This is a genomic window from Streptomyces sp. NPDC058457, assembly GCF_042720695.1.
In the GTDB taxonomy this organism is placed as follows: domain Bacteria; phylum Actinomycetota; class Actinomycetes; order Streptomycetales; family Streptomycetaceae; genus Streptomyces.
This window is the reverse complement of record NZ_JBHXLU010000162.1, coordinates 1-10,879: the sequence shown is the minus strand read 5'-3', so window position 1 is coordinate 10,879 and position 10,879 is coordinate 1. Positions and strand designations below refer to the sequence as shown.

At 69.3% G+C, this 10,879-nt stretch carries 14 protein-coding genes; 10 read left to right on the top strand and 4 right to left on the bottom strand.

Annotation, left to right across the window (positions count from 1 at the left end):
• The coding region (locus tag ACFWPS_RS53170) for a hypothetical protein (RefSeq protein ID WP_383721640.1) at nucleotides 1-214 on the bottom strand (214 nt) is incomplete at its 3' end.
• Nucleotides 215-749: 535 nt separating this feature from the next.
• Here ACFWPS_RS53170 and ACFWPS_RS53165 point away from each other — a divergent pair.
• Nucleotides 750-1,586, top strand: a complete 837-nt coding sequence (locus tag ACFWPS_RS53165; RefSeq protein ID WP_383721638.1) for a TauD/TfdA family dioxygenase — start codon at nucleotides 750-752, stop codon at nucleotides 1,584-1,586.
• Nucleotides 1,587-1,619: 33 nt separating this feature from the next.
• Here the strand turns inward: ACFWPS_RS53165 and ACFWPS_RS53160 are convergent, their stop codons facing one another.
• Both ACFWPS_RS53160 and ACFWPS_RS53155 read right to left on the bottom strand, forming a co-directional pair.
• A complete protein-coding gene (locus ACFWPS_RS53160) occupies nucleotides 1,620-2,222 on the bottom strand; it encodes a TetR/AcrR family transcriptional regulator (RefSeq protein WP_383721636.1) in 603 nt (200 codons plus the stop codon).
• A 21-nt stretch (nucleotides 2,223-2,243) separates the two neighbouring features.
• On the bottom strand, nucleotides 2,244-2,444 hold the full coding sequence (locus tag ACFWPS_RS53155) for a hypothetical protein (RefSeq protein ID WP_383721642.1): 201 nt from the start codon (nucleotides 2,442-2,444) through the stop codon (nucleotides 2,244-2,246).
• Between ACFWPS_RS53155 and ACFWPS_RS53150 the strand changes: the two genes are divergently transcribed.
• The 8 genes from ACFWPS_RS53150 to ACFWPS_RS53115 all read left to right on the top strand — a co-directional run bounded on the left by ACFWPS_RS53150 (nucleotide 2,378) and on the right by ACFWPS_RS53115 (nucleotide 9,900).
• Nucleotides 2,378-2,920: a molybdopterin-dependent oxidoreductase gene (locus tag ACFWPS_RS53150; protein ID WP_383721634.1), complete on the top strand. Its 543-nt coding sequence runs from the start codon at nucleotides 2,378-2,380 to the stop codon at nucleotides 2,918-2,920. The two genes, ACFWPS_RS53155 and ACFWPS_RS53150, sit on opposite strands and share 67 nt — an antisense overlap.
• Before the next feature lie 496 nt (nucleotides 2,921-3,416).
• Entirely contained in the window at nucleotides 3,417-4,457 is a 1,041-nt protein-coding gene (locus tag ACFWPS_RS53145) for a Rieske 2Fe-2S domain-containing protein (RefSeq protein WP_383721632.1), read from the top strand.
• 9 nt (nucleotides 4,458-4,466) lie between these two features.
• A complete protein-coding gene (locus ACFWPS_RS53140) occupies nucleotides 4,467-5,444 on the top strand; it encodes a PDR/VanB family oxidoreductase (RefSeq protein ID WP_383721630.1) in 978 nt (325 codons plus the stop codon).
• Nucleotides 5,445-5,576: 132 nt separating this feature from the next.
• Nucleotides 5,577-6,683 carry an ABC transporter substrate-binding protein gene (locus ACFWPS_RS53135; RefSeq protein ID WP_383721626.1) on the top strand — a complete coding sequence of 369 codons (1,107 nt, stop codon included), beginning with the start codon at nucleotides 5,577-5,579 and terminating at the stop codon, nucleotides 6,681-6,683.
• A 91-nt stretch (nucleotides 6,684-6,774) separates the two neighbouring features.
• Entirely contained in the window at nucleotides 6,775-7,647 is an 873-nt protein-coding gene (locus ACFWPS_RS53130) for an ABC transporter ATP-binding protein (RefSeq protein WP_383721624.1), read from the top strand.
• Nucleotides 7,644-8,423 carry an ABC transporter permease gene (locus ACFWPS_RS53125; RefSeq protein WP_383721622.1) on the top strand — a complete coding sequence of 260 codons (780 nt, stop codon included), beginning with the start codon at nucleotides 7,644-7,646 and terminating at the stop codon, nucleotides 8,421-8,423. The genes ACFWPS_RS53130 and ACFWPS_RS53125 overlap by 4 nt, the downstream gene beginning before the upstream one ends.
• Nucleotides 8,420-9,253: an ABC transporter permease gene (locus tag ACFWPS_RS53120; protein ID WP_383721620.1), complete on the top strand. Its 834-nt coding sequence runs from the start codon at nucleotides 8,420-8,422 to the stop codon at nucleotides 9,251-9,253. The genes ACFWPS_RS53125 and ACFWPS_RS53120 overlap by 4 nt, the downstream gene beginning before the upstream one ends.
• A 32-nt stretch (nucleotides 9,254-9,285) precedes the next feature.
• Complete coding sequence (locus tag ACFWPS_RS53115) at nucleotides 9,286-9,900, top strand: nucleoside deaminase (RefSeq protein ID WP_383721618.1); 615 nt, start codon at nucleotides 9,286-9,288, stop codon at nucleotides 9,898-9,900.
• Between the two features lie 263 nt (nucleotides 9,901-10,163).
• Here the strand turns inward: ACFWPS_RS53115 and ACFWPS_RS53110 are convergent, their stop codons facing one another.
• A complete protein-coding gene (locus ACFWPS_RS53110) occupies nucleotides 10,164-10,598 on the bottom strand; it encodes a transposase (RefSeq protein ID WP_383721616.1) in 435 nt (144 codons plus the stop codon).
• Between ACFWPS_RS53110 and ACFWPS_RS53105 the strand changes: the two genes are divergently transcribed.
• Nucleotides 10,512-10,879, top strand: a 368-nt coding sequence (locus tag ACFWPS_RS53105; RefSeq protein ID WP_383721613.1) for a transposase, incomplete at its 3' end; no start/stop codon positions are given. The two genes, ACFWPS_RS53110 and ACFWPS_RS53105, sit on opposite strands and share 87 nt — an antisense overlap.

The following is a 10,879-nucleotide window of genomic DNA, read 5'->3' as shown; positions in this document are numbered from 1 at the left end:
CCACAATCACAGCCCCCCTCCCCACCATGACACCCACAAGCCACAAGGCCCCAACCAACACCTCACCACCAACATCAAAACCGGAACAGCCCCCCCCCAGCAGTTCGGGTGATGAGCTGCGCACAGCCGGTACGGCCACGGCATGACACGGATCGCCGCAGCGCGGTCCGTCGAGAAACCCCTTCTCGGCGCCGTCGGATGCATCGAGTTCCAAGGACGGTCCGTTTCGGTCAAGGATCATGTCCCGCTCGCTCAGCCAACTGCCGTTTGAGTGTCCGCCTTCGCCTGGCTTCAGGCGCGGACGCCGGTAAGAGCAACCGCGGCCAGTCCGAGGAAGCCTGCGGCCACTGCCAGGCGAGGCCATGTCAGACAGTGTGCGGAATGTGGTGCCCGGTCCTCCGGTAGCTGATCCCCGGGCCACGACGGCCGGATCCGCAGCTGTTACCTCACCCACAGGACCATGCAGCGTTTGAGCACATCACGCTCCGTACCGAGCCCCTTGCCGCCCTGCCTCAGCCGCGTGGTCTCGGCCCGCAGCCGGGCCAGTCCCTCGGCCTCGCTCTCGCCCCGGCCGGCGCCGGATCAGGTTCAAGCTGTGCATGGCACGAGCCCAGGGCCGGGTGGACCCCAGGGTCCGCGTGGGCAACCCAAAGCACGCGGGTGCGTCACGTTGGTGAAACGTGGGGCTTCTACTCTGATTGAACCGATTGGTTCAATCAGGCTTGGTTCCGCGGACTTCAGGAGGCGCTGTGTTGGACGTCAGCACCGCAAGTTTCATCCCGCGCAAAGTAACCGGCCCACAGGAGGCGGCAGAGGTGCTCGCCGCCGAGGGCGCGGCCATCGTGACCGGGCTGCCGGACGAGGAGACGGCGGTCGCGATGGGCCGCGCGATCATGGGGGACCGGGCTGTGCGTTGCGGCACCCAGTTCGAGGCGACGAAGGAGAGCGGCCAGGTCGAGGCTATGAAGATGAAGGCGCAGCCTGCCGACAGGCGCGGCCGCAAACGCGACGCCGGCTCGTCCGAGGAGCGGATGGTCGCCCACAACGACGGCTTCGCTTTCGGTGACTACGCCCCCGACCATCTGTTCCTGTGGTGCGAGCGGCCCGCGGCCAGCGGCGGCGACTCTTTCCTGATCGACACCTCCCGGCTGCTGGACCTGCTGGCCGCCGATCCCGGCAGCACCGCGCTCGCCGATTTCTGCCGCACTGTCGACATCGACCACTCCGAGCCCAACTACCCGCATCGTGGCTTTTCGCCGATCGTCCGGCGGACTCCATCGGGCCGCTTCCAGGGTCGTCACCATCCCTATCTCGCGCCGGTCGAGGGCCCGTTGGAGCCGGAGCACTGGACGTATGTGCGCGCCTGGCAGGACGCGGTCGTCGCGGCCCGTGACAGCGGGCCGATGTTCCGGGTGGGCCCGGGTGAGATGATCTGCATCGACAACTACCGGGTGCTGCACGGCAGGGACGGGCACAGCGACCCGCTGCGCAAGGTCTGTTCGATCTGGGGCTGGAGCCAGGACGCGGTCGCGGTTCCGGACGGTCCACTGGACATTGTCGTCCCCCGGATCCCGATGGCATCTTGAAAACCCCGTCGCCCAGGGAGACGTGACGGGACATCAGGATCTTGGAGCGGCGGCCGTCGCCGCCCGCCGGGCGATCGACTCGGCGGCGGACGCGATCACCCGATCGGTCCCGGCCCGGTCGCCCGAGGTGATCAGGTCCAGTTGCAGGCCGCGCCACAGCGCGACCAGTTCCCGGGCCAAGTCGTCCGCGGCGGCCTTCGGCACGCCGCCGCCGCCCAGCGAGGCCGCGAGTTGTTCGCGCCAGTCCCTGCCCACCGACCCCAGGAAGCTGTCGAACCGGCCGCGTTGATGCGCGGCCAGGCCCAGTGCCTCGAAGAACGTCCGGTGGAACGGCAGGTTCTCGGCTGCCGCCACTGCGTCCCAGGCCGCGGTGATCCGCTCACGCAGCGGGCGCAGCTGGTCGTCCATGATGGCGAACGCCTTGCTGAGAATCGGGAAGCGCCCGCTCGCCTCGGCCAGCGCGGCCGTGATCAGCTCCTCCTTGGAGCCGAAGTAGTACAGCAGCATGCGATTGTTGGTGCCGATCGCGCTGCCGAGCTTGCGCAGGGTCATCTCCGCGACGCCGTGCTCCAGGACGTAGTCCGCGGTCAACCTCAGCAGGCGGTCGCGTTCGGTCAGGGCCGGGGTATCGGGCATGGCCAGCACATTACCCGCAGCTCAACGGGCGTAACCGAGCGGCTCGGGGCTCGACGAGACACTCATGGACACGGCGGCTTTCAGCAGCACCTCGGCCTGCAGCCAGGGATTGATCACATGCGCCCCCGGCTTGATCACCTGGTTGCCCGGAACGGATGGCCTGTCTCCCGCTACGGGCCCGTCCCCCGGTTCCGCCCCGAACGCCGGAACCTGCGCGTCCACGGCGCCACCTCCGCCGGCTCCGAACCAGCTGGACGTTCGAGGACCTCACCGCACTCTCCCACGTCACGGTCGTCGCCGACCTGCGCTGCGCGACCGGCCCCACCTCCACCGACCACGGAAAGTACGGCATCCCCACGACGGCCGTCCTGGACCTGATGCCGCCTGCACCGGAGGTCACACTGGCCTGGGCGGAGTTCCGCCACTCCGTCAACCTCCGCCGCACCGACTTCACGTCCCCCGGCGCCCTCCTGGCCACACACCACAACGGCGAGCCCCTCACCGCCGGACACGGTTTCCCACTCCGTCTGGTCGAGCCCCACCTATTCGACTGCAAGAGCCCCAAGTGGCTGCGCGGAATCGAGTACCTCAGCGTTACTCCCACCAGGAACAGGAAGGCGACGGTCCTTGGCTGTAGCCGTCCTGGCCGAGTTCGGCGCGAGTGTTGCGGTGCCGGGTCATCGAGCCCATTGCCATGATTCCGAGGTACCGAGAACACCGAGAACTCCATTGCCTGCCACGGTTCCGCGGGCGCTCGCTTCGGCGCCCCGGGCCAAAACCGGGCATGGAATCCGTAAGTAACAAACACGGAATGACAGGGCAATCTCCGTGCGTCAGTCTCGGCTTGGTCGTCCGGCGACAGACAGTCGGCGCTGAGCACGGAGGGATGCGCGATGAGCTTTGTCAGCGAGTGCAGCACGGACCTCCGGTGCCGTGCCCACCAGTCGGCCTGGACGCGCGGACGCGTGGCGCACGGTTCACATCCGGAGTCCGAGAGCTCGAACAACTGACCTCGTGCCGATGTCCGCGGCCGGTGCCCTGCCCGGTCTGCGGTTCCACGGTGCCTCTGACCCGGGATCGGCTTGTCGCCGCACTCTCTCGCCTCGCACTTGTCCCACGCCGTCGTCCTGGCGTGCGCGCCTTACAGGTGTCCGGCTGGCCGTTCCCAGCCGCGCTACGCAGAAGGATTTTCGCATGACCACTGCTCCACCCCGGCCTGCCCTGCCCCGGGACTGCACGTTCGATGCCGACGACTGGGCGATCCTCGCCCAGCACTGGTACCCGGTCGCCCTGTCGAGCGAGATCGGCGACGCCCCGGCCGCCGTGTGCCTGCTCGACGAGACCCTGGTGGCCTACCGGGTGGACGGCAACGTGGTCGTGGCCCACGACATCTGCCCGCACCGCGGGGTGCCGCTGAGCCTCGGCGGCGGCGACGGGAGCGGCATCACCTGCGCGTATCACGGGCTACGCTTCGGTGACGGCGGGCGGTGCGTGCAGGTGCCGGCCCATCCGGAGTCGAAGATCCCGTCCCGGCTGAACCTGCGGACCTACCCCGTCGTCGAGCGGTACGGGCTGGTGTGGACCTGCCTGCGGCCGGCCCCGGAAGCCGACCCGGTGATCCCGGCCATGGCCCACTGGGACGAGGCGGGCTTCCAGCAGATCAACTGCCCCTGGATCGACATCGCCGCCTTCGCCGGGCGCCAGGTCGAGGGCTTCCTCGACGTCGCCCACTTCGGCTTCGTGCACCTCGACTCCTTCGGCGACCCCGACAACGTGGAGGTCCCCGACTACACCCCGGTACGCCACCGGTACGGCCACTCCGTCGACTACTGGAGCACCGTCAGCAACTACCCGCACGGCACCAAGGAGGCCCCGCCCGGCTTCCGGTGGCTGCGCCGCTTCGACGTGCACCTGCCGTTCACGGCCACGCTCGTCGTGCACTTCCCCGACGGCGGGCTGCTCCACATCATGAATGCCGCCTCCCCCGTCTCCGCCCGCCAGACCCGCATGTTCGCGCCCATCGCCCGCAACTTCGACACCGACCAGCCCGTCCAGGCGGTATACGACTTCAACCGCACGGTCTTCGAGGAGGACCGCGCCGTCGTCGAGGTCCAGAAACCCGAGAACCTCCCCCTCGACCCGAAACTCGAAGTGCACATCCCCGCCGACCGCAGCTCCATCGCCTACCGCCGCGGCCTGCGCGACCTGGGCCTGAGTCACTTCTTCACCGCGTAGGGGCCCACCGTGCAGACACTCGACGTCATCGTCCACACGATCTCCCTCGCCTCCGGCACCAGCCGCAGTTACGAACTCCGGGCGGCGGACGGCGGGGCCCTGCCGTCCTTCGAGGCCGGCGCCCACATCGACGTTCATCTCGGCCCCTCCCTCGTCCGTCAGTACTCCCTGTGCAACTCCCCCCGGGAAACAGGCCGTTACCTGATCTGCGTACGGCGCGACGACACCGGCCGGGGCGGCTCCCGCACCCTGCACCGTGACCTCACCGTGGGCCGACGGCTACGGATCTCGCCCCCGCGCAACCACTTCCCGCTCGTGGCGGCCGGGCATCACGTGCTCGTCGCGGGCGGTATCGGCATCACACCCCTGCTGTCGATGGCCGAAGCCCTGGCCGCGCGGGGAGCGTCGTTCGTCCTGCACCACTACACCTCCAGCGCGGCGGAGGCCCCCCTGCTGGAGCGGCTCCAGACCTCCGCTCTCGGCGAGCGGGCAGTGGTCCACCACAGCGACCAGGGGGACACCGTCCGCGCGGGGCTGCCCACCGAACTCCAGGTCCCGGAACCGGACACGGCCGTCTATGTCTGCGGGCCCGCCGGCTTCATGACCCACGTCGTGGCCAAGGCGACCGCTGCGGGCTGGCAACCCGGGCAACTTCACACCGAACGCTTCGCCCCGGCGGCTCCGCCGTCCGCCGGAGCCGAAGCCGGAGCCGAAGTCGCCACCGCGTTCACCGTACGGATCGCGAGCACCGGCACCGGCTATCCCGTCCCCGCCGACCGCACCATCGCCGAGGTCCTCACCGCCCACGGCGTCGAGGTCGAGCTCTCCTGCGAGCAGGGCATCTGCGGCGCATGCCTCACCCCCGTCCTGGCCGGCGAACCCGACCACCGCGACGAGGTCCAGACCCCGGACGAGCACGCGGCCAACGACCGGATCACCATCTGCTGCTCCCGCGCCCGCACCCCCGAACTCCTCCTCGGCCTCTGACCTGGGGTCTCTGATCCCAGGTCAGCCGCCCGACCGGAGACCGGCCCGGCACTGTCCGGGCCTCGCCCCATCCACGTTCCTCATGTCCGCCAGGAGCCGGTGCCGACCCGGCCAGTGAAAGGAAAGCGCGCCATGACCAGAAGTACGAACAGTGACGGCAGAGCGTTCGCCGCCACCGACCGCCGTCTCTTCCTCACGCGGGGACTGCAGCTGGGCGGTGCCGTGCTGCTCGGCGGCCCGCTGCTCGCCGCGTGCGGCGGTTCCGACTCGTCGTCCTCGTCCTCCTCCCCCACGTCCTCCGGGTCCAAGAGTTTCGGTGAGCTGACGCTTCGGCTGTCCTGGATCAAGAACGTCGAGTTCGCGGGCAGCTACATCGCGGACACCAAGGGCTACTACACGGACGAGGGCTTCTCGAAGGTCACGCTGATCGGCGGCGGCCCGTCCGCGACGCCGATGGAGACGGACGTCGTCACCAAGAAGGCGCTCGTGGCGATCAGCGCCCCCGACATCACGGGCGCGGCCGTCGCCAAGGGCGCGCCACTGAAGATCATCGGTGCGCAGTACCAGAAGAACCCGTTCTGCATCATGTCGATGGCCAAGGCCCCGATCGCCAAGCCGGAGGACATGTACGGCAAGAAGATCGGTGTCCAGGCGGGCAACGAGTCCGTGTGGGCGGCGTACATAAAGGCGACCGGGCTGGACGAGTCGAAGATCACGAAGGTACCGGTGCAGTTCGACCCGCTGCCCCTGACCCAGGGCACCGTGGACGGCTGGTTCTCCTTCGTGACGAACGAGCCGAACACGCTGCGCCTGAAAGGCTTCAAGGTCGCCACGATGCTGCTCGCCGACACCGGCTACCCGCTGGTCTCGGAGACGTACTGCGTCCGCCAGGACACCATCGACAAGCAGCGCGACCTGCTCAAGGCGTTCCTGCGCGCGGAGATCAAGGGCTGGAAGGCGAACATCGCCGACCCGGCGCTCGGCGCGAAGCTCGCGGCCGAGACGTACGGCAAGGGGCTCGGGCTGACGACCAAGGAGCAGACCCTTGAGTCCAAGGACGAGAGCGCGCTGATGGTGAGCGCCGACACCAAGAAGAACGGCCTGTTCACGGTCACGCAGGAGCTGATCGACGAGAACCTGAAGACGCTGAAGTACGGCGGCCTCGACATCACCGCCGACAAGCTCTTCGACCTCTCGATCCTCGAAGAGGTCTACAAGGAAGACCCCAGCCTGATCTGAGGCCCCCGGCGGTACCGGTGCGGCCCCGTCGGCCCGCCGGTACCGACTTCCCGTACCCGCACCGCACCGCACCGCACACAGAGGTCATCTGATGAGTACCGCAGCAGCCGTTCCCGAAGCATCCGACGACTCCGGAGGATCGGCCGATACCGGCACCGGGCTGTCCCTGCGCGGGCTGAGCAAGGAGTTCAAGCTCGGCCGACAGCGCGTACCCGCACTGGCCGGCGTCGACCTGGACACGGCCGAGGGCCAGTTCCTCGCGCTGCTGGGGCCGTCGGGCTGCGGCAAGTCGACCGTTCTGCGGATCCTCGCCGGGCTCGACAGCCCGACCTCCGGTACGGCCCTCGTACACGGCGAGGACCCGGAGGCGGCCCGCAAACGGCACCACCTGGGCATAGCCTTCCAGGACGCCGCACTGCTGCCGTGGCGCTCGGTCGCCGCCAACATCCGGCTCCCGCTGGAGATCAGCGGCATCAAGGCCGACCCGGCGGCGATCTCCGACCTCATCAAGCTGGTCGGTCTCGAAGGCTTCGAGAAGGCCCGCCCCGCCCAGCTCTCCGGCGGCATGCGGCAACGCGTCGCCATCGCCCGCTCGCTGGTCGTCGACCCCAAGGTGCTGCTGCTGGACGAACCGTTCGGCGCGCTGGACGACATGACCCGCCAGCGGCTCAACCTCGAACTCCAGCGCATCTGGCAGGCCCGCGCGGTGACCACCCTGCTCGTCACGCACTCCATCAACGAGGCCGTGCTGCTGAGCGACACCGTCGCGGTCATGTCGCCCCGTCCGGGCCGGATCGTGGAGAAGGTCACCATCGACCTGCCCCGTCCCCGCACGCCGGAGATGATGCGCTCGCCCGAGTTCCACGCGTACGCCGACCAGTTGTCGGAACTCCTGTTCGGCCGCGTCGACACGCCCGCCGACACCGCGACCGACACCGCCGAGTCCGCGGTGGAGGCGTCATGAGTGCGCGGCGTTCCGCCTGGACCGGCGGGGCCGTCGGCATCGCGGCTCTGATCGGGGCGTGGTCGCTGCTGTCCACCACGGTCGTCAGCACCGGGGACGGCGTACCCACCCCCTGGGCGGTCGTGGCGAGCGTTTTCGACGACGGCTGGACCTTCTACAGCCCGCATGTCGAGCAGACCGTCGGCGAGGCCCTGACCGGGTATCTGGTCGGCAACGGGCTGGCGCTCGGCCTGGCGGTGCTGGTGCTGCTGGTGCCCGTGCTGGAGCGGGTGATCACGCAGATCGCGGTGGCCTCCTACTGCCTGCCCATCGTGGCGATCGGCCCGATCCTGTCCCTCGTCCTCGACGGGGACAAGCCGATGTCGGCGATGGCCGGACTGTCGGTCTTCTTCACCACCCTCATCGGCGCGCTGCTCGGGCTGCGCTCGGCCGACCCGGCCACGCTCGACCTGGTACGCGCCTACGGCGGCGGCCGCTGGCAGCAGATGCTGCGGGTCCGCCTGATCGCCGCGCTGCCCAGCACGCTGGCCGCACTCAAGATCGCCGGTCCGGCGGCGCTGCTCGGCGCGATCATCGGTGAGTACCTCGGCCGGGTCGACAGCGGCCTCGGCATCGCCATGACCATCGCCCAGCAGCAGCTCGACGTGCCCCGTACCTGGGGCATCGCCCTGGTCTCGGGCGCGGTGGCAGGCCTCGCGTACGGCGCGGTCGGGATCGTCGCCCGCTACGCCCTGCCGTGGTCGCGCACGACGACAGTGGAAGGCGGACACGCATGAGCACCGCGACCCAGACGCAGGCGGCCCCCGCGCTGCGCTTCGCGGCGGGCGTGCTGCGCCCGCTGCTGAACGTGGTCGTGACGATGGCGGCCGTCATCGTCCTGTGGATCATCTTCCTGCAGATCTACGACCTGGACCCGCTGGTGGCCAAGTCACCGGTCGACATCTTCCACTACTTGTTCACCAGCCCGGACGCGGGCGCCCACCGCTCCCTGGTCTCCTCCGGTCTGGGCCGCACGCTGCTGGACGCCGGGGTCGGCTTCGTCGCCGGGCTGGCGGCGGCGGTGGGCGTGGCCGTCGTCTTCGTCCTCCTCCGGAGCGTCGAGCAGGCCCTGCTGCCGATGGCGGTCGTCGTACGCTCCGTGCCCCTGGTGGCGATGACTCCGCTCATCACGCTCGTCTTCGGCCGCGGCCTGATGGCCACCACCGTCATCAGCGGCCTGATCGTCTTCTTCCCCGCCCTGGTCACCATGACCTTCGGCCTGCGCTCCGCCTCCCGCCAGGCCGCCGACCTGTGCCGCGCGTACGGCGCCGGAGGCTGGACCGTCGCACGCAAGGTGATGCTGCCCAGCGCGGTCCCCGCGTTCTTCGCCAGCGCCCGCGTCGGCGTCCCCGGAGCCCTGATCGGCGCGATGCTCGCCGAATGGCTCTCCACCGGACAAGGCCTCGGCTACGCCATGCTCAAGGACTCCTCCACCTTCGACTACGACCACCTCTGGGCCTCGGTCGCAGTCCTCACCGCCGTGTCCGCACTGGCGTACAACATCATCGCGGCCATCGAGACCGTCGCCCTGGCCCGCTTCGCGCCCAACATCCGCCCGGGCACCTGACCCCGTCCCGCCTGCAACTGGAGACCTGCTCCATGGATGCCTCCGCCTTCGCCACCACGTTCGGCGCCCAACTCCCCCCATGGGTGCTGACCGAACTGGCCGACCTGCCCGAGACCCTGCCCACCGACGAAGACCGTGTCCGTCTCACCAACCGTCTCGCTGAACGCAACCACCGCGAGGACACCGGCGGGCCATTCGCCGCCCTCGTCGTGGAGACGGGGACCGGACGACTCGTATCGGCCGGAGTCAACCTCGTCCTGTCCTCAGGGCTCTCCTCCACCCACGCCGAAGTCGTCGCCCTCTCCCTCGCGCAGACCCGTCTGGGCGCATGGGACCTCGGCGCCCCGGGCGGCCCTGACCTTGAGCTGGTCGTCAACTGGCGCCCCTGCGCCATGTGCTACGGCGCCGCGATGTGGTCCGGAATCCGGCGTCTGGTCATCGCCGGCGAAGGTCCCGAGGTGGAACAACTCACCGGCTTCGACGAGGGCCCCATGCGCGAGGACTGGGCCGAGCAGTTCGAGCAGCGTGGCATCCAGGTCGTGTCCGGCGTGCTTCGTGACGAGGCGGTCACGGTCTTCCAGGCCTACGGCGAACGTGAGGATGCCGTCGTCTACAACGCGCGCGGGTCCGTGACCGTCACCTCGTAGCCGGCCCGGGTCGCGTCCCCGACCAGCAGACCGATCACGGTGTGCCGACGCCGACAACGAGCACGGCGGCCCCGGCACACCGTGCGCTCGGGCCAGTGCCGTCCAGCCGCTCCAGCTGGGTTCGGTCAGGTTCCAGCTCTTCAGGCAGTGGTCGTGGTCGAAGCGGACGACACCTTCCTGGGAGTTCTCAACGTCCTTCCACGCCTGGTCCGCCGTATGCCGGCACGACGTCTACGAGCTGGGCGTGCGCCCAGTGAACCCGCTCAAGGTGAAACCGTCACTTGGTGGGACCGGGCATCGGCCGGCAACTCGCGTGCCCTGGGACCAGCCGGCCCCGAGCAGACCTTCACGAGAACGGTAGGCTGAAAGGGCGTTTTGTTCCGGGTAGGTTGTCTGGTTCGAGGTTCAGGTGTCGTGCCAGTTCGGGGTGGATTCGCGGGTGAGTCTGCGGGCCAGAGGTCGATCATCGCGACGTGGATTATGGCTTCGGAGCGGTGTGGGTGTGTCTCGTAGTCGCGGGCGAGGCGGCGGTGGTGCATCAGCCGGCCGAAGGTGCGCTCGACGACCCAACGCCGGGGGATGGCTTTGAATCCTCTGACGCCGGGATCGCGTTGGACGACTTCGACGTCGATTCCGTGGCGGACGCCGTGGTCGATGGCCTTGGTGTGGTAACCGGTGTCGGCCCACGCCTTGGTCACGCGAGGGGTTGTGGCGGAGGTCCCGGCATCCCCTGGCGCTACCTCCCGCACAACTTCCCGCCCTGGGCCAGGACCTACGGGTACTTCACCAAGTGGCAACAGGACGGGGTGTTCGAGCAGCTCACCGGCCTGCTGCGGCGCCTGGTCCGGTGCCGGGCCTTCCCGTTCGTCGTCATCACCAGCCATGGCGAACGGCAGTTCCCGCCGGCCTTTCTGCGCCGCTGCGTCCGGCTGGACGTCTCCCCGCCCCGCGAGGACCAGCTGGCCGCCATGATCGCCGC